At 69.7% G+C, this 25,542-nt stretch carries 21 protein-coding genes and 1 pseudogene; 9 read left to right on the top strand and 13 right to left on the bottom strand.

The window, feature by feature from the left end; translation table 11 throughout:
- Positions 1–119: 119 nt before the first annotated feature.
- The 6 genes and pseudogenes from AB0B48_RS17320 to AB0B48_RS17345 form a co-directional block, all read right to left on the bottom strand.
- A complete protein-coding gene (locus AB0B48_RS17320) occupies positions 120–1,043 on the bottom strand; it encodes a SpoIID/LytB domain-containing protein (protein WP_357202254.1) in 924 nt (307 codons plus the stop codon).
- 6 nt (positions 1,044–1,049) lie between these two features.
- On the bottom strand, positions 1,050–1,934 hold the full coding sequence (locus tag AB0B48_RS17325) for a peptidase inhibitor family I36 protein (protein ID WP_357202257.1): 885 nt from the start codon (positions 1,932–1,934) through the stop codon (positions 1,050–1,052).
- A 33-nt stretch (positions 1,935–1,967) separates the two neighbouring features.
- Positions 1,968–2,831, bottom strand: a complete 864-nt coding sequence (locus AB0B48_RS17330) for a peptidoglycan-binding domain-containing protein (protein WP_357202259.1) — start codon at positions 2,829–2,831, stop codon at positions 1,968–1,970.
- Positions 2,832–3,028: 197 nt separating this feature from the next.
- Complete coding sequence (locus tag AB0B48_RS17335) at positions 3,029–3,970, bottom strand: NBR1-Ig-like domain-containing protein (protein WP_357202262.1); 942 nt, start codon at positions 3,968–3,970, stop codon at positions 3,029–3,031.
- Positions 3,971–4,097: 127 nt separating this feature from the next.
- Positions 4,098–6,131 (bottom strand): hypothetical protein, encoded by a 2,034-nt coding sequence (locus tag AB0B48_RS17340; RefSeq protein ID WP_357202265.1) that lies wholly within the window; start codon positions 6,129–6,131, stop codon positions 4,098–4,100.
- A 67-nt stretch (positions 6,132–6,198) separates the two neighbouring features.
- Positions 6,199–7,275: pseudogene (locus tag AB0B48_RS17345) on the bottom strand (MFS transporter); the annotation flags it as partial.
- 209 nt (positions 7,276–7,484) lie between these two features.
- On the opposite strand from AB0B48_RS17345, the gene AB0B48_RS17350 reads away from it, so the two are divergent.
- Positions 7,485–8,030, top strand: a complete 546-nt coding sequence (locus tag AB0B48_RS17350; RefSeq protein WP_357202268.1) for an ABATE domain-containing protein — start codon at positions 7,485–7,487, stop codon at positions 8,028–8,030.
- A gap of 88 nt (positions 8,031–8,118) precedes the next feature.
- Here the strand turns inward: AB0B48_RS17350 and AB0B48_RS17355 are convergent, their stop codons facing one another.
- From AB0B48_RS17355 to AB0B48_RS17365, 3 genes are all read right to left on the bottom strand, one after another.
- The gene (locus tag AB0B48_RS17355; protein ID WP_167337290.1) at positions 8,119–8,265 is read right to left on the bottom strand and encodes a hypothetical protein; all 147 of its coding nucleotides are present in this window, start codon (positions 8,263–8,265) and stop codon (positions 8,119–8,121) included.
- A 124-nt stretch (positions 8,266–8,389) separates the two neighbouring features.
- Positions 8,390–9,031 (bottom strand): GNAT family N-acetyltransferase, encoded by a 642-nt coding sequence (locus AB0B48_RS17360; RefSeq protein WP_357202271.1) that lies wholly within the window; start codon positions 9,029–9,031, stop codon positions 8,390–8,392.
- A 196-nt stretch (positions 9,032–9,227) separates the two neighbouring features.
- Positions 9,228–10,439, bottom strand: a complete 1,212-nt coding sequence (locus tag AB0B48_RS17365) for a cellulose-binding domain-containing protein (protein ID WP_357202273.1) — start codon at positions 10,437–10,439, stop codon at positions 9,228–9,230.
- Between the two features lie 435 nt (positions 10,440–10,874).
- Here AB0B48_RS17365 and AB0B48_RS17370 point away from each other — a divergent pair, with 435 nt between their 5' ends.
- Complete coding sequence (locus AB0B48_RS17370; RefSeq protein ID WP_357202276.1) at positions 10,875–11,261, top strand: YciI family protein; 387 nt, start codon at positions 10,875–10,877, stop codon at positions 11,259–11,261.
- Positions 11,261–12,481 carry a DUF6596 domain-containing protein gene (locus AB0B48_RS17375; protein WP_357202279.1) on the top strand — a complete coding sequence of 407 codons (1,221 nt, stop codon included), beginning with the start codon at positions 11,261–11,263 and terminating at the stop codon, positions 12,479–12,481. The genes AB0B48_RS17370 and AB0B48_RS17375 overlap by 1 nt, the downstream gene beginning before the upstream one ends.
- Before the next feature lie 27 nt (positions 12,482–12,508).
- Here the strand turns inward: AB0B48_RS17375 and AB0B48_RS17380 are convergent, their stop codons facing one another.
- Positions 12,509–13,063, bottom strand: a complete 555-nt coding sequence (locus tag AB0B48_RS17380; protein WP_357202281.1) for a hypothetical protein — start codon at positions 13,061–13,063, stop codon at positions 12,509–12,511.
- A gap of 115 nt (positions 13,064–13,178) precedes the next feature.
- Here AB0B48_RS17380 and AB0B48_RS17385 point away from each other — a divergent pair, with 115 nt between their 5' ends.
- Together AB0B48_RS17385 and AB0B48_RS17390 are read left to right on the top strand one after the other, a co-directional pair.
- Positions 13,179–13,547, top strand: coding sequence for a VOC family protein (locus tag AB0B48_RS17385; RefSeq protein ID WP_357202284.1), 369 nt, complete (start codon positions 13,179–13,181; stop codon positions 13,545–13,547).
- Between the two features lie 223 nt (positions 13,548–13,770).
- Entirely contained in the window at positions 13,771–15,891 is a 2,121-nt protein-coding gene (locus tag AB0B48_RS17390) for a ThuA domain-containing protein (protein ID WP_357202287.1), read from the top strand.
- Positions 15,892–15,971: 80 nt separating this feature from the next.
- Here AB0B48_RS17390 and AB0B48_RS17395 read toward each other — a convergent pair whose 3' ends face one another.
- The 3 genes from AB0B48_RS17395 to AB0B48_RS17405 all read right to left on the bottom strand — a co-directional run bounded on the left by AB0B48_RS17395 (position 15,972) and on the right by AB0B48_RS17405 (position 19,949).
- On the bottom strand, positions 15,972–18,299 hold the full coding sequence (locus tag AB0B48_RS17395; protein WP_357202290.1) for a M14 family zinc carboxypeptidase: 2,328 nt from the start codon (positions 18,297–18,299) through the stop codon (positions 15,972–15,974).
- 427 nt (positions 18,300–18,726) lie between these two features.
- The gene (locus tag AB0B48_RS17400; RefSeq protein WP_357202293.1) at positions 18,727–19,680 is read right to left on the bottom strand and encodes a cyclase family protein; all 954 of its coding nucleotides are present in this window, start codon (positions 19,678–19,680) and stop codon (positions 18,727–18,729) included.
- A 20-nt stretch (positions 19,681–19,700) separates the two neighbouring features.
- Complete coding sequence (locus tag AB0B48_RS17405) at positions 19,701–19,949, bottom strand: hypothetical protein (protein ID WP_357202296.1); 249 nt, start codon at positions 19,947–19,949, stop codon at positions 19,701–19,703.
- Positions 19,950–20,189: 240 nt separating this feature from the next.
- Between AB0B48_RS17405 and AB0B48_RS17410 the strand changes: the two genes are divergently transcribed.
- The 4 genes from AB0B48_RS17410 to AB0B48_RS17425 form a co-directional block, all read left to right on the top strand.
- Entirely contained in the window at positions 20,190–21,377 is a 1,188-nt protein-coding gene (locus AB0B48_RS17410; protein WP_357202300.1) for an amidohydrolase family protein, read from the top strand.
- Positions 21,378–21,747: 370 nt separating this feature from the next.
- Complete coding sequence (locus AB0B48_RS17415) at positions 21,748–23,172, top strand: family 43 glycosylhydrolase (protein ID WP_357202303.1); 1,425 nt, start codon at positions 21,748–21,750, stop codon at positions 23,170–23,172.
- A gap of 156 nt (positions 23,173–23,328) precedes the next feature.
- Entirely contained in the window at positions 23,329–24,909 is a 1,581-nt protein-coding gene (locus AB0B48_RS17420; protein WP_357202309.1) for an RICIN domain-containing protein, read from the top strand.
- 119 nt (positions 24,910–25,028) lie between these two features.
- Positions 25,029–25,542 (top strand): hypothetical protein (locus tag AB0B48_RS17425; protein WP_357202306.1); only part of this gene is annotated, 514 nt, incomplete at its 3' end.

Below are 25,542 nucleotides of genomic sequence, written 5' to 3' on the forward strand. Positions count from 1 at the left end.
GTGAGCAGCACCGGCCAGAAGAGCACGAAGACCACGAAGTTGGTGCCCGGATGGGGGAACGTCCGCATCAGCCCGGTCGGCAGGGCGAGAGCGGCGGGCGGCGCGGTTGGTGCCTGACCTCAGGAGAGCGCGATGTCGCTGTAGTAGTAGCGAAGAATCGCCTGATAGTTCTTGCCCGCGTTCGCTTGGTCACGCGAGCCGTACTGCGACATCCAGTCCCCGTCCACCCAGCCACCACACGCGGTGGTGGTCGCGCAGTAGTGCGCCCGCAGGATGTTGCCGCTCCGGGTCATTCGCACCGACCACGTCCGGTCCACCGCGGCGGACGTCGACGAGACTGCCGTCGACGGCCGGTAGACCTGGTCACCGGTGTCGTCCCGGACGTCGTAGCACTGCCCGCCGGACGTCTTCCGGGTCGAGTGCAGCGCCCAGTACCAGCCATAGCTCTTGACGGCCATCGCACCGGCGTCCAGCGAGGCGGACGGCCAACTCGTCACCCACTCGTTCGGGAGGACGTTCTTGACGTACGTCTTGAAGTCGACCCGGTCGACCCGGCCGAGACTGACCCGGTAGACGAGGATGGTGCTCGGCAGCTTGCTGTTGGTGCCGTCGGTGCTACAGCCCGTCGGCCCGCTCAGCAACTCGTGCGAGGCGTTGTTGTTCTTCAGCGTGGCGTTGAGGTTGCCCTTCGTGCCGGACGTGAAGTCCTGGCTCGCACCGGCGAAGTTGCTGTTGAACCAGACGCGCACGGTCTTGCCGGTGCGGTTCCACACCGACGCGGCGTTGTTCTTCACGCACAGGCCCTTGCCGCTGCCCGAGCCCTTGAAGTCGTAGCAGGTCGGCTGGGTGGTGCCGTAGTCGTCCAGTGAGTCCGTGAAGTCGGAGACCGAACCGGCCTGGTTGCTGTTGTAGTAGTAGCAGAACTCACCGCTGTCGCAGGTTCCGTCCCGTGCGGCCGCCGCTGCCGGCGAGGCCACACTCAGGATGGAGGTGGACATGGCGAGGACTGCGCCGATGACGGCGAGGCCCTTGCGAATATGCACGGCGTCCTACCTCTCGTTGTAGCCCTGGGCGTTCCAGAACGCGGTCGGGTCGGCGTTGTCCAGGGTGGGGTCGCCGACGCTCACGGCCGCGTGGGTCTGCCGGCCGGCCCGGACCTCGACGTGGGTGTGCGCGCCCGAGCTGGACGACACCCCGTGCCACGACTCATCGGCGATGATCTCGCCCTTGCTGATGGCGTCGCCCACGCTCACCCCGGACCTCGGCGCGGTGTGCAGGTAGATCACCGTCTTGTTGAGCGAGGAGTTGTAGACGGAGATCGTGGACAGGCCGCCGCTGCCGGTGCTGCCCCGCGCGACGTAGATGACCGATCCGGAGACCAGGGCCCGCACGTCCGAGCCGACGCTGCGGGCGATGTCGATGCCCTCGTGCCGCCCGGGCGTGGTGGTGTAACCGTCGAAGCCGCACGTGACAGTGCCGCCGCTGGCCTGGTAGAGGCCGTACGACAGGTTCGTGCGCGCCGACGGCGAGAACTGGTGCGAGGCGTTGTTGTTCTTCAGCGTGGCGTTGAGGTTGCCCTTCGCGCCGGCCGCGAAGTCCTGGTAAGAACCGGCGTAGCCGCTGTTGTAGTAGACGCGCACGGTCTTGGTGCTGCGGTTCCAGACCGAGGCGGCCTCGTTCTTGATGCACAGGCCCTTGCCAGCGCCAGCGCCCTTGAAGTCGTAGCACGAGGGCTGCTCGGTGCCGTAGTCGTCGAGCGATCCGGTGAAGTCAGAGATCGATCCCGCGTTGTCGCTGTTGTAGTAGTAGCAGAACTCGCCACTGTCGCAGACCCCGTCTCGGGCCGCCGCCGACGCGGGCGACGCGACGCTGAGGATCGAGGTGGTCGCGGCCAGCGCGACGCCGACGGCGGCGAGGCTCTTACGGATGTTCATGGTGTCCTTTCCCAAACGGTGAGAGGGTGCGGGTCACTGCCCGCGCTGGTACTGCTCCCAGGTCTTGATCGGGACCCGGGGGCCGTCGTCCGGTCCCTGGTTGGCCAGGCCGTTCATGCCCAGGTAGTAGTCGCCGACCTGGTGCTGCGCCTGGCTGGACAGGTCCGTGTCGTTGATCGCCGTGGCGTGGATGTGCCACGGCCAGTCGCCCTGACTCGGGCTACGGACCCAGGCGGCGAAGCCGACCTGACGCAGCGCCCTGGCGACGGCGGTGCGCCTGGCAGCGGTCATGCCGGTGACCGCGATGTCCACCACACCCCCGCCGTCGTGCGTACCGGCCGAGGTGGGGTCGCCCCCGGGGTTGTAGGAGCCCTGATCGAGCACCAGGGAATAGCCGAGGAGACGCTGCGCCTCGGACAGCATGGCCTGGGTGCGGGCGTTGACGACGTACCCGTCACGCGAGACCTTCCCGCCCGGGCCGATCGTGTTGCCGACTGTGTAACGGTTCAGCCCGAGCTTCGTCAGCGACGTCGTGCCGGGTAGCCCGTTGGCGGCCACCCCGGTGTAGCCGAGTGAGCGTTGGTACGCCGCGTACGCCGAGACGGTGACGGTCCCGAAGTAGCCGTCGACCCACTGTGCGTTCAGCAGGCCCCGCGCCTGGAGCGCCTGCTCGACGGCGAGCACCGAGTTCTTCGCGCCCGGGGTCAGTGTGTTGTCTGCGCGGCGGGGGTCGATCTGGGCCGCCAGGACGGTGGCCTCCATGTCCACGACTGGCCGCGCGGCCGTGGTGACGGGCTGCTGCGCTGTGGCGCCGGATGTCGCGGCTCCGGCGTGGGCCGGGACGCCGACGGCCACGCAGAGCGCGGCGAGCCCGACGGACAACCAGGGACGGCGCACTGTCGATCCTCCTCGCAATTGGTGAGTCGTTCGGAACGGACATCACCTTGCGAGAATCGGCCTGCTGTTCGGTACCCCTGCTGTGCTGTCAGATCCGTCAGGCCCTCACCGACCTCGATGGATGTGGTGTTGTCAGATTCGGTGGCGTCCGGGGCTGACATCGAGCGATGGCACTCCGGCACCGGCCGGGAGCGCGTTCAGGCGGTGACGGTGACCATGAAGTAGACCGGCCGGCGGGTGGGGAAGTACTCCTGCCCGTTCTCGTCGACCATCTTCCAGCTCACCCAACACTTTCCGGGGCGGCTGGGCGCGGTGACCTCAACACTGATCATCACCTGCTCATCAGGTGGTGTGTCACCGATCGCCACCCGATCCGGCACCTGGCAACCGTCGGCGTCGGCGGTCGGGTTGGTCCGCGCCAGGAAACGGTTGTGCCAGGCCACCTTCCCCACATTCTTGAGCGCCCACACCTTGACGAACTGGGAGTTCACCCGCACCCGGGTGCCGTCGGGAATGGTGACGTCGGCGATGAACTTGCTCGAGTCGCCGGGGATCAGCGAGTCCGAGAACGCCGACGGCGACACGGTCGGTGTGGACGACGCCGAAACGGCGTCGGGGGCGTCCCGGGACGACCGGCCGCGGACGACGACTCCCAGCACGGCGACCATCGCCACCACCAGGACCACAGCGGCGGCGGCGAGCCACGGCAGCCGGTGCCGAGGTCCCCTCGCGACGTCCTGGTCGGTCGGCGGATAGTCGGTGCCCCGCAGCGGGTTCTGCCGCTCCGGCGACGGCACGGGAACGACAGACGCGACGGGCCCGGTCGTCTCCGGGGCGGTATCGCCGTCCTCTGAGCCGGAAACGGACGCGGGACGCTGCGCGTCCTCCCAGCGACGCCGCCACTGGGCCTCGTCCGCCTCGCAGGCGCGGACGAACTCCCGGACCGTTTCCCAGGAGGGGAACCTGGTGCCGGCGGCGGCCTCGTGCAGCGTGGTGTGCGAGATCCGGCCCGAGCGCCCGGCCATCTTCCGGAACGACGGGTCACCCACGCTGGTCCGCAATGTCCGAAGCTGCTCGGCGAAGCTCTCGGCGGCTCGTCTGTCCTGAAGCGACTGGGTGGCAGCACGCTGGTCCTTCATCACTCCCCCATGTCAGACGACACCGTCCGGCGTTGTCAGAGCGTGCCAGAGGGTACCGATCGGGACAAGGCCGCCATCAATGTGGTGCATCGACGACACCGGGGTGGTGGTCCCGGCGGGCCGGGCCTCACGGGCAGGGTGTCCGCGCGCAGACGTCGACGACCTTGCCGGTGAGCAGGAAGACTGCCTTCTGTTTCTGGGCTCCGGCCTGGGCGCGGGGGAACTCGTGCGGATCGTCGCCGTACTCCGGCCCCGCCGGGGCGAGGTTGGTTGGGGGCGGCGCGTGCGCCGCGCCGCTGTTCCAGATCACGATCGCCGAGCCGGTGTACGGGTAGCGGCGGATCGGCGCGATGCCCCAGTACGGTCGCGCGTCCAGTGACCAGCCGTCGGCGAGCGCGGGTGTGTGCAGGCGCGCGCCGATGGTGCGCGCCTGCACCTCCGCCGCGGCGGGCGAGACCTGCTGGTCGGCGAAGGCCACGTGCATCAGCACCTGGTGCGCCGGTGTCCGTGGCAGCGGCCGGTCGGTCATGTGCTGGGCGTACCCGTTGGCCTCGGACCGGTCCCACAACATCTGCAGCAGCGCGAGGACCAGCTGTTGGTCGACCTTGTCCGGGTAGTAGCCGTCCAGCACGGTCTGGAACGGTGCGAAGTCCACGCTGCGTTGCAGCAGCGTGGAGTAGTTCATCGCCGGTACGCCGAGCACCGACCGGGTCCAGTCCTGGGCGATGGCGGTGAGGGCACCTCCGTTGATGCCGCCCTGGCTGTTGCCGTCGTAGTGCAGCCCGCCGACGCGATCGATCAGTGGCCGGGCGGTGGCGTCCCGAAACGCCGGGTGGGCGGCGAACCCCGCCGGGTGGATCATCGCGCGACCCAGGAAGAGGAAGTTCAGGAAGCTCTGCTGCAACCGGTCCGCCACCGCGGGGAAGGCGCTGAGGTCGGTGAAGGCGTTGGCCACGAAGGGAACGTCTGCGGCGGCCATGCCGATCCAACTGGTCGCGCAGAAGGTGAAGTTGTGGGTGTTCGACATCGTCCTGACGTTGCCGGCGTTGATCTCGGTCGGTCGGCCGAGCAGTCCGTGGCCGTAGAGCGAGAGGTGAGCCGGCCGCGCAGCCGAGGCGCTGCGCGGGATGTTGCAGACGAAGTCGGCCGCCACCGTCGCGCCGGACGGCGTGGGCAGGGCGTTCGGCGTGGGCGGCGTTCCGGCGCCGCCGGCGGGCCCGTAGTGCAGACGGGAGCCGGGCCCGCCATCGCCGGTCAGATAGGACGGTACGCCGACGGTGCCGGTCACCTGCCGGGCGATCAGCGGATCCTGCTCCGGCGAATAGTCGGTCACCTGGGTGACGGTGAGCGGCGGCGCGGCCCGGCCGAGGTCGGCGAACGCGTCGTCCCGGACCGCCAACATCCTCCCGGTCAGCCCGTGCCGACTGGCCACCGTGAAGTCCCAGGCCAGGTAGAGGCTGTGCCGCTTGACGCCGGCCCGACTCAGCTCGGCGACGATCCGCCTCAGTTGCGACCCCCGCGCGTCCCGCTGCTTGAGGCCAGCACCGGACAGGTACGCCGTGAACGTCTTCGGCGCCGGGATCGACGCACCGTTGCCGTCCCGCAGGCCGCGCAACCCGACGACGTAGCGGGTGCCCTCGGTCAGCGCCACCGCCGGCCGGATGATCAGCAGTTGCCGGTCGGGCTGGCCGGTGGCGTGCGCGTCCAACTCGGCCCAGTACGGCGTGCGCTCACCGGTCCGGGTGTTGAGCAGCACGATCGGCGCGTTCGGCGCCAGCGAGCGGCCGATGTCGGTGACCGGCGCGATCCCGCTGGCCGCGGCGTCGAGACCGGGTACGCGCACCAGGATCGGTGAGCCTGGGCTGAACCCGTCCTGCCGATTCCACTCCGTCGGGTCGATCGGGGTTCCCTGCACGTTGGCGGGCATCGCGGCGGCGGCGAACCGCACCCGCTTGCCGGTGGGGCTGCTCCGGTCCGCCACGGTGAAGTAGTCGTTCGGGAACGGCAGCAGGCAGGCCGCCGGGTCGATCGGGTCACAGGACGGGTGCCCGACCGGTGCGGGAGCCGTTGGCGGTGCGGCGGGGGCCGCCGTGCCGAGCAGGACGGCACCCGCCGTCACCAGCACGGACACGGCGAGACGGAGCCCTCTGGAGGTGGTCACACGCATCTCCTTCGACGCTGGACGGCGGATCGACGGGTGGTGTCCTTCCTACGCTTGTGAAAGAAACTCAGCAAGCATCGATGTGTTCGCCCGCAACCGCTCGTGGGCGCCGCAGCAGTACGCCGCCGGCGACGCCCGCGAGAATTGGGAAGGCGGCCACCACCAGCAGTTGAGCACCAGCCGGCAGGTCGGTGGCGAGGCCCAGGAGACCGATGCCGATCGCCGAGGCGGCCACCTTCAGCCCGGCGCCGATGGTGAAGACCTGCGTACGGGTCGTCTCGGCGGCCAGTTGACTCCGGGCCAGGAACAGCGCTGCGGCGAACGGTCCGGTGAAGAGCCCGGACAGCGCGAACAGTGCGGCGGCCAGCGACAGGGAGTGCACAGTGGCGGCCAACGCGAGGGGTACGCCGACCGCGACCATGGCCCAGACCGTCACGAGAGGCGCGCGGGACGCCGGCATCGGACGCCACGCCCAGAGCAGTGATCCCACGAACGCGCCACCGGCGGTCACGCTGAGGAGCAGCCCAGCTCGGCTGGGTTGGTGCGCAGCCGCAGCGAGGGTGGTGGCGACGACAGCCAGACCGCCGAGGCCCAGTTGGCCGACGCTGGTGGCAAGTGTGATCGTTCGCAGGGCCCGGTTCCGCACGATCTCGCGGGCACCCTGGAACAGGTCGACCGCTCGGGTCTGCTTCCCGGCGGAGAGGGCTGGCAGGCGCAGGGATGCGACGCCGAGCGCGCCGAGCCCGCCGGCGACCGCGAGCGCCATGATGGCGGCGCTCGGGCTGGCGTACGCCACCGCCGGCCCCACCGTCGCGGGCCCGACCATGCCGGCGACGGTGTAGGACAACGAGTCAAGCGCGAAGGCACGAGCCTCGTGCGCGGAACCGGCCAGGGCAGCCAGTTGGCTGGTGAGCCCGCCGGTCACCGCCGGTCCGCAACACCCCGCTATCGCGAGGACGAGGTAGGTCTGCCACAGCGGCGCGTGACCGAGCAGGGCGACCGTTGCCGCGAGGGCGCTGGCGAAGACGGCGATCGCGGCGGCGAGCACGGCTGCCGGTCGTCGCGACCGGTCGACCAGCCCGCCGACCAGGGGCGCTGCCACGACGTGTGGAAGGAGCAGGGTCGCGACCAACATCCCTCCGACGGCTGCGCTGCCCGTCCGGTCAACGCGAAGATCACCAGTGCGACCCGGGCGCCTTCGTCAGCGGTACGGGCCAGCAGTGCCATGACCAGGTAGCGGCTCAGCCGAGCGGCGTCGCGGCGACTACCGGGATCCAGCTCCGTCACCTGTTCGACCGGTGATGACATCGCCTCACTCTTGCACCACGTCGCGTCACCGGTCAATATGGTGACGTGGAGTTTGAGTTCATCGCCGATCGGCCGGTACTGGACTTCCTTCCCACCCTCGCCGAGCGCGGCCACGCTGACGTCGAGCAGCTGACCACGCCGACAGATTTCGCGGACTGGGCCGTCCAGGCCGGCATCGTCGAGCAAGCGCCTGATGTAAACGACGCCGGCCTGCGGCACGTCAAGGCGGTCCGAGAGGCGATGTTCCGGCTGGTCCAAGCCTTGATCGAGGGCACGGACGCGGCCACGGCGGATCGCGATCTGGTCAATGAGGCGGCAGCGGGACCACTGCCCACGCTGCGCCTCGATGTCGACGGGGTGCACCGCAACGGCGGCCTGAACGCCGTCCTGACAGTCCTCGCCCGCGACTGCCTTGAGTTGCACGCCAGCGACGACCGGCTGGCCCTCCGCTGGTGCGCCGACGAGCACTGCACCCGAGCGTTCGTCGACCGGTCGCGAGCCGCACGGCGGCGCTGGTGCGGCATGCGCGGCTGTGGGGATCGCGCCAAGGCCGCCGCGTACCGCCAGCGACGGCGAACGGCGGCCCAGTGACGGCAACAGAATCGCAGTCGGTGGCCGGCAGCGCGATCACGCTCTGGCTGCTGGCCACCGGCCGCACCAACGACGACTCACGCCAAGGTCAGTCGGTGATCACCGGCCAGGCGTAGGCCAGCAGGGCGCAGGCGGCGCCCAGAAGCGCGAGCGAGACACCCCTCGTGGGCAGCGGCAGAGCAGCGAGCACGATCAGGATGACGGCGACAACGTAGAGAAATGCCTGGACCGACATGGTGCTCTCCTCAATCAGGGGTAGCGGGCGGCTGCCTTCAACCGCCGGGATACCCCCCGGCGTGATCTCGGAAAACCTCCCGCTGATCACGTTTCGGCCCACAGTGGTGCGTCCGCTGCGGTGTCTACGTCGCGAGCAGCAGCGCCTCGGCGCCAACAGGTCGAAAACCCGCTGCCTGGAACGCGCGCACGCTGCGCGCGTTGCCGGCGGCCTGCTGGGCCCAGACCGGCTGACCGTCGGGCACGAGGTGTCGGGCGGCCGTCGCCAACGCCCGTCCCAGACCCCGGTGGCGACACTCGTCGTCGACCTCTATCGCCGCCTCCCACCGGCCGGCCACCCCGCGGCCGAGCACGACCACCCCACCCTCGGCGGCCCAGACACGGATGTCGTCACGACGCCGACGTGCCCTGACCTCGCGAGGATGACCCGCGTCGGCCAGCTCGGTCAGCGGCAGTGGAGGTGGCCCGTCAAGGCTGCTCGCCACGGTCAGCAGGTCGATCGTGTCCATGGAGCGCCGAGTGTGGTCGAGCAGCGCACCCAGGAAACGCGGATTCATCGTGGCCGCCAGTGGATCGCAGTCGATGGACGCCAACGTACGGCGTACCCACTGGGGGTCCTCGTCGGTGAACACGACCGAGTGTCCGGTGAAGGCGATGACCCCGGCGTCACGGCGGCTTGGCTGTGGCACCACTGTGGTTCCGCCGTCCGGTGGCGGGAAGCGCCCGTGCGCCGCCGCGTCCAGGATGTCGGTCAACGTGCTGGCCATTGTCGCCCTCTCCTCGGTCCCCGATCAGACAGTCTTGAGACATCCTGCCGCGCGAGGTGAGCAGCTGTGGGGCCCGCCGTGACGCGATGGAGATCAATGACGGTCAAGGGTGTGACCCGGCCTCCGGATCACACCCTTGACACATTCACTGATCTGGACGGGCACCGGCGACGGCCCCGCCCGCTACCCCGAAGGGTCAGCAGCCGATCCGGCTCGATCCCATCGCGACGTCGTCGTACCAGAGGGTGTCGGCTCCGCCGCCGTAGCTCTCCCAGCCCAGCTTCAGGTCGGTGAGCTGCGGCCGCCAGGTGCGGTTGTACCACTGGCCGTCGATGTCGTGCGTCGGTGAGCCGTCCGCCGTCAGCCCGGGAATGGCGGTCCCGTCCACCCAGGTACGCAGCTGACCGGCCGCGCCATCCACCATGAACTCCACGCAGGTCCACCGATTGGTGGGCAGTGGCAGGCTCTGCGCCACCCCGGCCGGGCTCTGCTCGGGCAGGGTCGCGTCGTCCGAGGCGCGGTTCCATTGGAGGGCGCCGTTCTGGCCACCCAACCGCAGATCCTTGTTGCCGTCAGCCGCGTCGGCCATCGCCATCATCGTGGTGTGTTCGGTGGGTTGGGCGGTGGTGTGCCGCACCCAGATCCGGCCGTACCGGACGTTGCCCACGCTGCCGAGGTTCTTCGTGGATCTGATGAAGACGTGGTTGCAGTACCCGGCGGCGCCGTTGATCCGGACCGACCGGCTGCCGCTGCGTGCGGTCGCCGTGTCGATGGTGGCGGTACCCGCGCCGGAACAGTCCGGGCTCACCACGGTCCAGTCACCGGATGGCGTCGAACCGGTCTGGCCCTCGAAGCCGTCGCAGAGCACCGCGCCGGCACACCCGGTCGGCGGCTCGGTGGTGGGCGGCGGCGTGGTCGGCGGAGGCGTGGTGGGCGGCGGGGTGGTGGGTGGAGGCGTCGTCGGCGGTGGGGTGGTCGGCGGCGTGGCGCCGTTGCACGGCACGCCGTTCAGGCTGAACCCGGTCGGGGCGCCACCACTGGTGCCGTACGTGCCCTGCAACCCGAACTCGGTGGAGCCCCCGGCCGGGATGCTGCCGTTGTACGACGCGTTGCGGGCGGTCACCGTCGATCCGGACTGGCTGACCGTGGCGTTCCAGCCGCTGGTGACCCGCTCGTCCCCGGCGTACGTCCAGGTGACGCTCCAACCGGAGACGGCGGCGTCCCCCGGGGAGACCTTGACGGTGGCGGTGAATCCGCCGGGCCACTGGTTGGGTGTGTAGTCGACCCGGCAGCCCTGGGCGGCGGCGGCCGGGCCGGTGAGTAGGGCCGCTCCGGTGGTGGTCACGGCGGCGGCCAGCGCCGCGGCGACCACCAGGGTCGCGGCGGGGCGGGCACGGAGAATCGTCATGAAGGGTCCTTCTGCCATCGAGCTGAGCGAAGGCGGCACGGCGGCGCGTCCTGGACGGACGCGGCGTGGCAACGTGCCCTGGATGCGGCGCGGCGGTGCGCCACAGCGACCGGTCGCGCGTACGACCGACATGCCCGGCTCGGGGTGGACCTGTCAGCCGCCGACGGCCCCGGTCCCCGGACCCCGGCGGCGCCCACCCTCAATCTATTGACGAATGCCGATCGAATCAAGCGTCGGCGGCGCTACCCAACCGCGGCGATCATGCAGTTTCGGTTGTCGACACAGGCGGAATGCCCCTTATGCCGGGACAGCAAGAGCAAGATCGCCGAGCAAGGGACAGAGAAGAATGCTCCGGGCTCGTGTCGATCCGCGGGCCGCCCGTTCGACGTGGGGATGCTGGGGTCGAGAGGCGGCCCGCCGGATGAGGAGAACGCGATGTCGAAGTACATGTTGATCATGCGGGGCACCGATGAGACGAACGCGGCCATGATGGCCAACCTCGACGAGATGATGGCCGCCACCCGCCAGTTCATCGAGGACATGATGAAGGCCGAGGTTCTCGTCGCGGCCGAAGGGCTGGACGATCCGCGCCAGGGCGTCGTTGTCGACTTCGGTGGCGCGGCACCGGTGGTCACCGACGGTCCGTACGGCGAGACCAGGGAATTGTTCGGAGGCTACTTCCTGCTCGATGTCGCCACGAAACAGGAGGCGGTCGCGTGGGCCACGCGGGTCCCGGCGGTCCGCGGGTCCAAGATCGAGGTCCGGCGGGTGGCCGAGGCCGACGAGGTCCCGCAGGGCGGCGAGAGCAACGGCCAGGTCTGATGGGTACGGCCGACGTCGAGGCCGTCTGGCGGATCGAGTCGGCGCGGATCGTGGCCGCGCTGACCCGGTTCACCGGTGACTTCGGGCTGGCAGAGGACGCGGCCCAGGAGGCGGTGGCCGAGGCGCTGGTGTCCTGGCCGCGCGCCTCTCCGGCCAATCCGGCCGGGTGGCTGATGGCCACGGCCCGGCGGCGGGCGATCGACGCGATCCGCCGTCGGGTCGCCCTCCACGAGCGGTACGCCCTGTTGGCGGCCGATTCCGCGCTCGATCAGGACATCGACATCGACACCGACCGGATCGACGACGATGTGCTGGCGCTGATGTTCGTGAGCTGCCACCCGGTGCTCTCCCGCGAGTCGCAGGTGGCGCTGACCCTGCGGGTGGTCGGCGGACTGTCCACCGAGGAGGTCGCCCGTGCGTTCCTGGTGCCGGTGCCGACCGTGCAGGCCCGCATCACCCGGGGCAAGAAGGCGATCACTGCGGCCGGGGTGCCGTTCGAGCTGCCGCCGGTCGGTGAGCGCCGCGAGCGGCTGGGCGGTGTGCTCAACGTCCTCTACGTGATCTTCACGGAGGGGTCGACTGCCACGTCGGGCGACCACCTTCTGCGCCCCGACGTGGCGTACGAGGCGATCCGGCTGGCCCGCACACTTGCCGCGCTCCAGCCGGACGAGCCGGAGGTGCACGGCCTGCTCGCCCTGTGCGAGCTGACGGCCGCGCGTTTCCCGGCCCGGACCGACCCGGACGGCACCCCGATCCTTCTTGCGGACCAGGACCGCCGGCTGTGGGACTTCCCGGCTGTCCGCCGTGGGCTGGCCGCGCTGGCCAGGGCAGCGCAGCGCGGCCTCGGCCCCTACGGTCTACAGGCCGCGATCGCGGCCACGCACGCGTCGGCGCCCTCGGTCGAGGAGACCGACTGGGCCCGGATCGTCGGGCTCTACGAGACACTCGGCAGGGTCGCGCCCTCGCCGGTGGTCGAACTCAACCGGGCCGTCGCCGTCGCCATGGCCTCGGGTCCGGCGCCAGCCCTGGTCATCGTGGACGCGCTGATCGCCGCGAACCGGCTGTCCGGGTCACACCTCGTCCCGACCGTGCGCGGCGAGCTGCTGACCCGCCTCGGACGGCTTCCGGAGGCGCGCGCCGAGCTGGAGCTGGCCGCCCGGCGCTGCGCCAATCAGCGCGAACGCTCGGTGCTGCTGCGCAAGGCGGCCGCGCTGAGCTGACGTAAGGCAGTTCTTATGAAACAGGCCTTAGTGGTCGTTCAGCATGAAGAAGAGCGTCTGATGCTCGACGTCGAGGAATCCGACGCGCCATCGTGTCGACGAATCCCTCTCGTTGTACAACGTGCTGTGCAGCCATCTCGGCGCGGTCGGCAGGAAGGGCACGAGGGCTGACCACGCGTCCGTGGGCTTGCTGGAGTGGGACAGTTCATCCAGGTTGACGGAGGACCAGGGCCGAAATTCGTACCGCTCTGCCAACACTCTGGTGTCTTCCGGCCGCAGCTTGATCACACCCTGGTACGCCCAGTCCGTCGGGCCGGGCGCTCGGGAACACGGATTGCCGCTGGCATGCACCTGCCAGTGGATCTCGAGGTAATCGCCGAGGTCCGGCATCTCCTCTGGCGGATCCCAGCGGTCGGTCCGAACTTTCGCCTCGGCGACCTGCAACGACTTCTGGCACGAACGCAGGTCGGCAGGATCATCTCGAACGGCCAGGATTCCGGCCGCGACGCACCCGCCGACCACCGGCACCATCGTGGCAACCGTGACGAGGGCGACCACCAGCACCGGCCTGCGCGTCATCATGGTCAACAGACTAGGAGTCCAGGACCACCCGTCGCCGCCCGAGCCCGAAGTGCGCGGTCAGGGTCATGTCAGGCGGATAATCGGGCAGGCCGAAACGTCTGAGCTGGAGGTCCGCGTGCGCGTGATCCGTATTCTCCCCAACCTTCCGGTGGCTGACATCGACGCCGCGAAGGGTTTCTACACCGACTTCCTCGGTCTCGGCACCGAGGAGTTCAACCTCGGCTGGGTGGCCCGCTACACCTCGCCTGACACCGACAATGGCGTCGGGACCACCGCCGTGCAGCTCGTCTCCGGCGACGCGACCGCACCCGAGGACTCGGTCATCAGCGTGCAGGTGGATGACGTGGACGCCGCCTATGCGGAGACACAGCGGCTCGGCTACGAGATCGTTCACCCGCTGACCACCGAGCCGTGGGGCGTGCGCAGGTTCTTCGTCCGCGCTCCGGACGGCAACGTCATCAACGTGGCCGCTCACCGCTCCTGAGGAAACCCGGGCCATCCCAAGGGATTGACCCTCACTGGCGCCCGTTGTTAACTGCACATCAACGATGTGGATCGATGTTCATCCGGATGCCGCCAACCCGGCACGGTGACGCCGCTCCGCGTTGTCTCGACATCGCCCTCGTTTCGGCGGACGCGGGCACACCGGGGCACTTCCCGGGGTGCGAGACCTGCATCCGCACGACGATCCAGAGGAGATCGTGTCGATGAAGTTGACTCCGCTCGCCGCCGCCGTCGTCACCGGACTCACCCTCGCCGCCGGTACGGCGACGGTGACCTCGGCCCCTGCCGAGGCCGCACCGTTGGGCAAGGTCCTGGTCTTCTCCAAAACCGCCGGCTTCCGGCACTCCTCCATCCCCAACGGCATCGCCGCCATTCAGCAGCTCGGAGCCGCGAACGGCTTCACAGTCACCGCCACCGAGGACGCGGCGACCTTCACCACTGCCAACCTCGCCCAGTACCAGGCGGTGGTCTTCCTCAGCACCACCGGGGACGTGCTCAACGCCGGCCAGCAGGACGCCTTCGAGGCGTACGTGGGCGCCGGCGGCGGGTTCGTCGGAGTGCACGCCGCCGCGGACACCGAGTACGACTGGCAGTGGTACGGCGGGCTGGTCGGCGGGTACTTCGCCTCGCACCCGGCCACCCAGCAGGCGACAGTGCGGGTCGAGGACCGGGCCAACATCTCGACCGCGCACCTGCCGTCGGGATGGACCCGCACCGACGAGTGGTACAACTACCGGGCCAACCCCCGCTCGGCGGTCAGGGTGCTGGCCAACCTCGACGAGTCGTCGTACACCGGTGGGTCGATGGGTGGTGATCACCCGATCACCTGGTGCCACAGTTACGGCGGCGGACGCTCCTGGTACACCGGCCTCGGCCACACCGACCAGAGCTACACCGACCCGAACTTCACCCGCATGCTGCTGGGCGGCATCCAGGTGGCGGCGGGCGCGGTGGCGGCCGACTGCCGGCCGGAGCCCGGCTACACCCCGCTGTTCGACGGCACCCAGGCCAGCCTCGGGCAGTGGCGGCAGGCGGGGCCAGGCGGTTTCACCCTGGCCGACGGCACCCTCACGTCGAACGGTGGCATGGGGTTGCTCTGGTACCCGGTGCGTACCTTCGCCAACTACTCGCTCAAGGTCGACTGGATGATGCCGGGCGACGACAACGGTGGGGTCTTCATCGGGTTTCCCGATCCGCAGGGCGACCCGTGGGGCCCGGTCGCCGCCGGTCACGAGATCCAGATCGACGCCACCGACGGCGACCCGACGCGCACCACCGGCAGCGTCTACAGCTTCCAGGCACCCAACCAGGCCGCCCGCGCGGCGGCGCTCAACCCACCCGGCTCCTGGAACACCTACGAGATCGGCGTGCACGGCCAGCGGGTCGAGATCTGGCTCAACGGCGTCAAGATCAACGATTACGTCAGCAGCCGGGCCATCGCCAACGGCTACATCGGGTTGCAGAACGACGGCGCCGGAATGGACATCAACTATCGCAACGTGCGGATCAGGACCGACGGCCCCAGTGAGCCGCCCGCCACCGACCTGGCCCAGGGCCGGCCGGTGACGGCGTCCAGCGTCGAGCCGGGCAGCGCGCACGCGGCCGCCAACGCCGTGGACGGCAACACGACCACCCGCTGGGGCAGCGCGTACGCCGACCCGCAGTGGATCACCGTCGACCTGGGAGCCTCGTACGCGATCAACCGGGTTCGGCTGGCCTGGGAGACGGCCCACGCGCGGGCGTACCAGGTCCAGGTGTCGCCGGACAACGCCACCTGGTCGCCGGTGTACACGACGACCACCGGCGACGGCGGCGTCGACGACCTCACCGTCACCGGCACCGGCCGCTACCTGCGGGTGTACGGCACCCAACGCGCCACCCAGTGGGGCTACTCGCTGTGGGACCTGAACGTCTACGGCACCGCGGCCGGCAGCACCCTGCTCTCCCGGGGCAAGCCGGTCACTACGTCCAGCGTGGAGCCCGAAAGCACACACGTGGCGGGCAACGCCGTGGACGGCAACACGGCCACCCGCTGGGGCAGCGCGTACGCCGACCCGCAGTGGATCTCGGTGGACCTGGGCGCGTCCCGCACCCTCGACCGGGTCCGGCTGACCTGGGAGGCGGCGTATGCACGCGCGTACCAGATCCAGGTCTCCCCGGACAACGTCACCTGGTCACCGGTGCACACCACGACCACTGGCGACGGCGGTGTGGACGACATCGCCGTCTCGGCGACCGGTCGCTACCTACGTGTCCAGGGCACCCAGCGGGCTCTGCCCGCGTACGGCTATTCGCTGTGGGAGCTGGAGGTGTACGGCCGCTGAGCGGCGTGACGTGTTCATGCAGAAGTTGCCCCGCCGGCGCGGGTGGTCCGCACCGACGGGGCAACGATTGTCGCGGGGCGCTACCTCTTGGCGATTGTGATCGTCGCGGTGCGGTAGTTGTTGCGTTTGTCGTTCTTCGTCGGGTCGTAGTTCTTCTCGATGTTGCCAGCGCTGTCGACCGAGAACCAGCGGAACGTCGTCGTCTCGGTCACGTGGAACACCTGCCCCGGCTCACGGAACTCGGTCGCGGCGTAGCGGGGCGACTCGAGCGTGGGCCGGCTGCCGTCGGTTGTGTAGTAGATGGTGGCCGGCTCGCTGGTCTCGAAGCGCACGTCGACAGGCCCGGAGTAACGCCCCGCGCCGGGGACCAGCTGGGACGTGGGGTTCTTGTTGTCCCTGCCCCAGTCCGCCGCGACCCGGAACATCTCCATGATCCCGTTGGCGTACTCCATGGTCTCGGCGTGGCCACTGACCAGCTCGGGGTTCCCGTCCCACTCCGGCTGGAACGAACCGCCCTGCCAGTCGCCGGTGGCCGGGTTGTAGACGGAGCCCCCGACCTCCCAGCCGAACGCGTAGATCCCGTAGGTGTGGTACAGGTCCTCGCGTACGTTGCCCGCCGAGGAGTACAGGACGTCGGACGAGCCGCCGACGTTCTCCGGCGTGACGACGGTTTCCCGGTGGGCCTTGACCTGGGACAGGATCCGGGCGGCGGACTGCCAGTAGAACGCCTCGTCACCCAGCGGCGGGCGCGGCGTGGTGATCCGGCCGTCCGCGATGTAGGCGCCGGGCTGCCAGAAGAGCTGGCCGCCGTTGGAGTGCACCGACATCATGAACTTGATGTTCTTGTACTTCTCGACCAGCCAGATGATGTTCTTCGACTCGGGCTCGGACAGCTCCTCCGGCCCCTGGTAGGTGCCACTGACGCAGTTGGTCGACCCTCCCGCGTAGCCGTCGTGGCCCGACCCGACCCGGTAGTTCCGGTTCAGGTCGACGCCCCAGGAGTTCCGCTGCCCCGGATCGGCGCTCGCGTCCGGGCAGTGGTTCGTCATGTTCTTACGCTGAGACGCGAAGTTGTAGAAGCTGTAGTTCGCCCCGTCGGGGTTGTTGGACAGGATGAAGAAGACGTCGGTGTTCTCAACGATCTTCTTCGTCTCCCGGTCGGAGCGGTAGTTGTGCACCAGACGTTCGGCCGACTCCAGGCTGGTCGTCGCCGGCACCCACTCGCGGGCATGGTCCTGCGCCTGGATGAGGACACCAGGCTTCTTACCGTCACGGTGCTTGCCGATCCGCAGGACCGGGATCGTCGCCGGCCCGCGCGGCACCTCGCCCTCCGGTGCTCCGACGCGCTTCTGGTCGAGGAAGTCGGTCAGCGCGACCGGGCCGGCCGTCGGAGCGACGATGCCGGTGCCCTCGTTGGCGCGGTACGGGTGAGCCCGGTCGATGAGCCCCGCAGAGCGGGTCCGCAGCGCCTCGGCCACCTCCACTGCCGTGCTCGCCGGTGCACCCGAGGCGTCAGTGGCGAGCAGGACACGGACCGCCGTGCCGGTGACCTCCACCGCCAGCGGGAGATCCGGGTCCGGCCGGTCCACGAAGTCCACTGTGATGTCGTTGCCGCCCTGGTGACCCCACGCGGCCGAGGAGACGACGACCGCCGACTGCCCCGTACCGCCGATCTGGGCCTGCGCCTTGCGTTGGTACCCGTTCGTCTGGTTCGGCAGGTAGACGATCTCGGCGATGTCCGGGTACTGCCGGGCGATCTCCTTGGCCCGGCTGTAGAGCTGCTGCGGGTGCCGGTAGCCGTCCACGAAGTCCGACTTGTAGGACGGGTTCGCCGTCAGCGGCGGCGGGGCGCCCTCCAGCCAGTTGGAGACGACGCCGGTCGCGACACCACCGGTGGAACTCGTCAGCTTGATCTTGTTGGGGCGTACGTCGAGCTTGAACAGGTTCCGGTGGAACATGTACTGCCCCGAGTCGACGAACCGGCTCATCGTCCGGGCGAAGGCGAACGGCGTGCCCTTCCCCGAGTCGTTCTCCAGCTGCATCCCGACGATCGGGTCCTCCTGCTGCCCCTCGGTGGTGCGCGCCTCGACGTAGAGGAAGCCCTGACCCTTCGTGGTGAACCAGTCGGCGCGGACGACGCGTACCGTCGCGTCGTGGTTCGCCGGTTGGGCGGCCCGCGCGCTCGCCGCGTCGATGCCAAGGCCACCGTCGGCCTCGTCGCTCCACGCGAAACCCGCGTCGTCGCCGAGCACCTCGACGCCCATCGCCGTGAGTTCGGTGACCTGCTCGGCGGTCACCACCACTTCGCCCTCGATGCCGTCAGGCACGCGGCGGAGGCCGTGTTCGAGGTCGATGCCGGCCGCGGACACCGTGTCCAGCATGTCGGCACCGGTCAGCCTGATGTGCACGAGGCGTACCGCTGCACGATCCTCAGGCTGGGATCGGCTGGCGGCGGCTGCGAGCCCCGTGGGATCCGCGCCCGCAGGGCCGGTCGTCACGAGAATGCTACCCACCAGGGTGGACAGCGCGAGTAGCGCGATGCGCCGTTGTGATCGCCGCATTCCCTCTCCTTCTGCCTACGACGGGTGATTGCCGGCGGACCGGTCGGGTGAGCGTATGCGGGTGGGCGGCTTCAATGGATCACGTCGATCGAATTTGAGCATTCCTTGAGGCGACAGTCGATGGCGTCCCGCGCCGCCACGCCCGTACCCCGGGCAGCCTGTCCCCCGGTGGAGGGAGCGCCTCCCGTTTCCGCGCCTGCGGGAGCGGAACGTCCAGTCCTGTTCTTGCGCGGTGTCGTGGCGAGCCCTCGTCGCGTCGGGTGTGCCGCAACGGTCAGAACGTGGCGATCGGGTTGACCGGGCTGCCGGACGTGCCGGCGAAGCGAACCGGTGCGACCGCCAGCTGGAAGTCCCACTGGCCAAGCTCGGCAGCCGTCGTCGCGCAGGCCTCCAGGTCGCAGTTGTCGAGCATCCACAGACCCATCGCGACGAGGCTCACGGCGTGGACCGGCATCAACACGTCGTCGTACCCCGACGGTTGAACGTCCTGTGGGGTGTCGGCGCCGATCAGCGCCACCCCCCGTTCGTGCAGCCACGGCAGGCAGGACGCGTGCCAGCCGGCCTGGGTGAAGCCGCTGGCCGCACCATTCTCGTGCCGAGAGCGCCCGTAGCCGGTCCGCAGGAGTACCGCGTCGCCGGGTCGTACCCGTACGCCCTGGCGGCGCTCGGCCTCTTCGAGGTCGTCGGGGAACACCCCCTGGCCCGGCTCCAACCACGGCACACCACGGGTAGTCGCAACGTCGAGCAGGACACCACGCGTGACGATTCCGTTCGCGGCCGCCGTGACGGCCGCCCACGCTGAGCCCGTCGCGGGGTCGACGAACGAGTGCGACCGTCCGTTGTACATGGTGCCGTCCCAGTAGATGTGACACGGCGAGTCGAGGTGGGTGAGGGTGTTGCCGTGGAACGAGATGTCGAGCCGCTCGGACGAGAAGCCCCAGCGCCGGTCAGCGTGGAAGGCGGGCGGCATGTTCTCCGCACCCGGCATGTCGGCGGTGCACGGGCACGTCGTCGTCGACCGTTCCATGTCTCCCGGTGCGGTGACCTCCCAGGCGCAGGACACGCTCCTGCCGTGCCGCACAGCCCGCGCCGCGGCGAGCCGGACGTCGTCGGTGATGTGGTTGAGCGTGCCGAGTTCGTCGTCGTCACCCCATCGCCCCCAGTTCGACAGCGTGTCGAAGTACCCGAGCACTTCGTCCTGGGTCGGCATCGGTCGCCCTGACGTCATGTCAGCATCGACTCCTCTGATCACGGGGGCTTCGAGTCATCGCAGGTCAGGGTAGCCCGCCGCTTGATCGACAGAGGCTCGCTCATCACCTCGTCGTCGGCATACCCACCGATATCGGCGCTGGCCAGCCCTTCATCGGGCGGCCAGAGGCCGTCGGCCAGCGCACGGAGTTCGTCCAGGTGCGGCAGGGCAACCTTCAGGTCACGGGCCAACTGCTGCCGAAACGTCCGGGGCGCGCAGGTGGCGGTGGCCCGACCTCCACCAGCCACACCAGAGACACCCCACCTTTGCTCTGCACCCGCCCATGCGCCAGTTACGGACCGTGCCTGGTGCGTGGGCGGGTGCAGAGCAAAGGGCGGATTCCCGGCGCGGAACACCATGCCGCGGGCCGCTAACTCGGCTGGGGGACGAGACATCGCTCCGGCGAGGGAGGCTGCGCGCGCTCGGCGGTGCGATGGTCAGGCCATGACCGGTGGTAACTGCGTCGAGCGGAGTGGGCTGGGATGACGATGACGAAACATGCGGTCCGGGTGGCCCGGATGTTCGACGGCGAGCGGCTCGTGGACGGCGGGGTGCTGGTCCTGCTCGACGAGGGGCGCATCGCCGAGGTGCACCTGGGTGACGCCGAGGCGCCGGAAGGCTGGCCGGTGCGTGAGGAGCCGAACGGCACCCTGCTACCCGGCTTGGTGGACGCCCACGTACACCTCTGCGCCGACGCTGGGCCCGACGCGCTCGGCCGGCTCGTGGAGCGTCCCGAGTCGGACCTCGACGAAGTCGTCGAGGCGTCACTGCGGACGCACCTGACGGCCGGCGTCACGACTGTTCGGGACCTGGGCGACCGGCGCGGCGCGGTGCTCCGTTGGCGGGATCGGCGGGTGCGGGACGACCTGCCAACGGTGGTGGGGTCCGGCGCACCGCTCACCAGCGTCGGCGGGCACTGCTGGTCGTTGGGCGGTGAGGCGAGCGGTGTCGACGAGGTCCGCGAGGCCGTACGTCTGCGGGCGGCGTCCGGTGCCGATCTGGTGAAGGTCATGGCCAGCGGCGGGGTGTTCACCCCAGGCACCGACACCACGAGGCCCCAGTTCACCGACGAGGAGCTGACCGCGGCGTTGACGCAGGCCCATGACCTGGGCCTGCCGGTGACCGCGCACGCGCACGCGCTCAGCGCGGTCGAGCAGGCGCTGCGCGTCGGCGTGGACGGCATCGAGCACTGCACCTGCGTAACCCCTGCCGGCGCCCGTGTTCCCGGGGAGCTCGCGGACCGACTGGCCGCGTCCGGGGTGGCGGTCTGTGCCACGCTCGGCACCGACCCGGCCGTGGTCACGCCACCGGAGGTGGTGGACATGGCGGCGCGGGCCGGGCTCAGCGAAGCCGCGCTGCGCGACGGCGTTGCCACTCTGCACCGGGCCGGGGTCCGCCTGGTGGCCGGTTCGGACGCGGGCCTCGGCCCCGCCAAGCCGCACGGGATCCTGCCCGAGACGCTTGTCGAGTACGTGGCCTGCGGAGTTCCCGCCACCGCTGCCCTCACCGCGGCGACCTCGGTCGGCGCGGAGGTGTGTGGTCTGGGGCGGCGCAAGGGCCGGATCCGCACCGGATTCGAGGCCGACCTGCTGATCGTGGACGGTGATCCCACGAGCGACATCACGGTGCTGCGCCGCCCACTCGCGGTGTATCGCGCCGGTCTACCGGTGAAATGAAGGGTCAGGATGCGCGGAGCTGCTCGCGGAACCAGGCCCGGTCGGGGTTCACGACTTGGCCGCTGTTCCGGCCAGGTGAGCGGCTGGAACAGCTTGACAGGCATCGATGTTAACGCCAACATGAACTCCGCCACCTGGTAGCAACGCCACCGTCACATTCCCAGCCCTTCGTGCCTCTCCCCCGGTCCTGCCCGACGTCACCGCTCGGCGTCGACCGGATCGGCTACGGCATCGCCGCGGTGCTACAGGTGCTGGTGAATGGCCATCCCAAGCTCGCGGAGGACACATGCCGCTGCCGTCCCGTCGAACCGACCCGAAAAGCCGTCGGGCCGTCCACCGGGGGCCTGCCGGCCACCGCGTCCCTCGGCGGGTGCGGTCGCTGCTGGCCGCGGTCCTGGTGGTGCTGTCCGTGTCGGCCGGCCTGCCCGCGCCCGCGCACGCCGCGCCCGCCGTCAACTACACCAACCCGCTGGTGAACCAGCGGGCCGACCCGCACATCTTCCGGCACACCGACGGCTACTACTACCTGACCGCGACCGTTCCACAGTACGACCGGATCGTGCTGCGCCGGGCCACCACCCTGCAAGGGTTGGCAACGGCGGCGGAGACGACGATCTGGAGCCGCCACACCAGCGGAGAGATGGGTGCCCACATCTGGGCGCCAGAGATCCACTTCATCAACAACCGGTGGTACGTCTACTTCGCCGCGGGCCGGACCGACGACGTGTGGCGGATCCGGATGTACGTGTTGGAGAACGCCAACGCCAATCCGTTGACCGGTTCGTGGACCGAACGCGGCCGGATCACCACACCCTGGGACACCTTCAGCCTGGACGCCTCGACCTTCGTCGCCAACGGGGTGCGCTATCTGACCTGGGCCCAGCAGGAGCCGGCCATCGGAAACAACTCCAACGTCTACCTCGCCCGGATGGGTGCCAACCCGTGGCAGATCACCGGCACCGTGACCCGGCTCGTCGTTCCGACGTACGACTGGGAGACCCGCGGCTACCGGGTTGCCGAGGGACCGGCGGTGATCCAACGAAACGGCCGGATCTTCCTGACGTACTCGGCCAGCGCCACGGACGCCAACTACTGCCTCGGGATGCTGAGCGCCTCCGCCAGCGCGAACCTGCTCGACGCCGCCTCCTGGAGCAAGAGCCCCAGCCCGGTGTTCGCCAGCAACGCGGCCACCAGCCAGTACGGCCCCGGCCACAACTCGTTCACCGTCTCCGAGGACGGGCAGAGCGACATCCTCGTCTACCACGACCGGAACTACCGCGACATCAGCGGCGATCCGCTCAACGACCCGAACCGACGGACCCGGCTACAGAAGGTGTACTGGAACGCCGACGGCACCCCGAACTTCGGCATCCCGGTGCCCGACGGGGCCACGCCGGTGCGCCTGCGGTCACACGACCAGGCCAGCAGCTACATCCGGCACTACGACTACCGGGCGCGGGTCGAGCCGAACGTGACAAACCTGGCCGACTCCCAGTTCCGCATCGTCAGCGGTCTCGCCGGCAACGGTTCGGTGTCGCTGGAGTCGACCAACTTCCCCGGTTACTACCTACGTCACCGGGGCTACGCCCTGTACGTGGAGAAGAACGACGGCACCGCGCTGTTCGGCGGCGACGCGAGCTTCCGCCGTCAAGCCGGCCTCGCCGACAGCGCCGGGATCTCCCTGGAGTCGCAGAACTTCCCGGGCCGCCACGTGCGCCACCGCGACGGACTGCTCTACATCGAGGCCGTCAGTTCGAGCGCCGAACGCGCCTCGGCCACCTTCCACCTGGAGTAACCGCTCACAGGTCGAGGTGCCCCCGGTCGTCGACACCCGTTCCGGTTCGCCCGGAGCCCATTCCAGCCAGGAGGAGCGATGCCCTTCAGCAGCACGAGAAGACCGTCCGGCGGTGGGTCGTTCCGTCGCGGCCGGCGTACGGGCCTGGTGCTCGCCATGATCACCACGCTGGTCGGCGCCGCGGGCGCCGTTCTGGTCGGCGCACCGCCGGCAGCGGCGGCGAGCATCGACACCAACGCCTACTACGTCCTGGTCAACCGGAACAGCGGCAAGGTCCTCGACGTCCGGGACACCTCGACGGCGGACGGCGCGGCGATCCAGCAGTGGTCCCGTAACGACGGCGCGTGGCAACAGTTCCAGTTCGTCTCCTCCGGCAGCGGCTACTACCGCCTCAAGGCCCGGCACAGCGGCAAGGTCGTCGACCTCTGGGAGTGGAACACCGCCGACGGCGCCGAGTACCGCCAGTGGTCCGATGCCAACGGCACCAACCAGCAGTTCCAGGTTCTCGACTCCGACGGCGGCTACATCCGGCTGATCAACCGCCACTCGGCGAAGGCACTTGAGGTCTGGGAGCGGTCCACCGCCGACGGCGGGCGGATCAGCCAGTACGCCGACCTCAACGGGACGAACCAGCAGTGGCAGCTGGTCGCGGTGGGAGGTGTCAGCACGCCGCCGACCACCGGCTGTGGCAGCGGGTCGACAAACGCCGAGGCCGTACTGAGTGGGAGCACCTGGACGGCCCGCAACGGCTCGTCGACGGTCTACTCGGGTTCGGACATGCTGTCGGCGATGCAGGCGGCGGTCAACTCGCTCTCGGCGGGTCGTACGTCGAAGCAGCGGGTGGTGGTTCGCGGCTCCGGCTCGATGAGTGCGGGCTCGCGGTTGTCGCTGCCGTCGTACACGACCCTGGCCGTGTGCGGCACGATCAACGTGACCGGGTCGGGCTCGGGTGACCAGGCACCGGTGTACTCGCGCGGAACCACCGACGTCGAGGTGCAGAACCTCACGCTGACCGGTTCGCCGTTGTACGGGATCTTCATGCGCAACGTGAACAACCTGACCCTCGGGCAGATCGACATGCGGCTCTCCGGCGGTCTGGGCGTACGCATCGACAACCACGGGGGAGATCGAGCGGTCAAGGTGCGTAACATCCGCATCGACACCGTGTACGTGTCGGGGACCGGCACCCACGGTGTGGAGACGTACGGCGTGGACGGTCTGACGATCGGCACTGTCACCGCGAGGAACACCCGGGATTCCGGTCTGCTGCTCAATGACACGATCAACGCCACGGTGGGCACTGTCGACGCGCAGGGCGCCGGGGCCGGAACCGGGTATGCGGCGTTCCGGATGGCCAACCGCAACGGCCGGGTGGGCAACTCGTACCCGACCAACATCCGGGTCGGGACCGTGCTCGCGTCCGGCGGTGGCCGGGGGATCTTCTGCGTGTCCGAGTCCGGTGGCGCTGTCATCGACCGGGTGACGATCTCGAACACGGGGAACAACGCGATCCTGGTGGAGAACTGCTACAACGTCGTCATCGCCGGGGTTTCCGGGACGGTGACGGGCGGCGGCGAGGTACGGATCGCGGCCCGGAGCGAATTCCCGATCTCCTCTGGCATCCGGTTCCAGAATCTGACAGTCAGCGGCACCAACATCACCCAGAGCCCCTGCGGCGGGGCGAACAACACGATCAGCAACGTCACCCGGGTGAACTCGACGCTGACGTGGTGTTGACCCGGTGCGGAGCGGCCGCCCGGATCTCGGCGGCCGCTCCGCACCGGATCGTGGTCGGTGCGCCGGCCCGGGCCGGTGGCGGGGTTTCGCCCGCTGGCGCTTGCGGGTAGCGATGGCCCATGAACCGCAATCTCGTCAAGGCTCTGCAGGTCGCGTGGGAGTTGCCGGAGTTCCGCACCGGGGTGCGACACGTCGTCGATCTCGACGAGGTCGCGGTGCTGCTGGCCACGCTGTCCGTTCCGGACCATGACCACGAGGTGGAGCGCAGCCTGCTGAGCCTGCTGCGCTCAGCCCTGGACACTGTCGAGATCCGCGAAGCGGTGTTGCTGCTGCTGGAGCAGGACGAGGTGCGCAGGCCGCTCGTCGCGGCGGCGGTGGAGCCGCTGGCGGACCGGCCGGGTCAGGCTGCCGCCATCGCGTCGGCGGTTGAGGATCCTGTGGTGCGGCGTGAGGTGCGGGCGGTGCTGGCCAGCGCCAAGGTGCGCGAGCTGATCTGGCAGGCGATCGAGAACCAGCTGAGCGAGGACCGGTTCGGTCTGATCCGCCGGGCGGCGGTGCTGTTCGTGCGGCACCCGAGCGTCCGGCGCCTCGCCTGGGCCCTGCGCCGGCACGGCGTGTTGCGCGAGCTACGCC

Source organism: Micromonospora sp. NPDC049089 (genome assembly GCF_040648775.1).
Lineage (GTDB): Bacteria > Actinomycetota > Actinomycetes > Mycobacteriales > Micromonosporaceae > Micromonospora.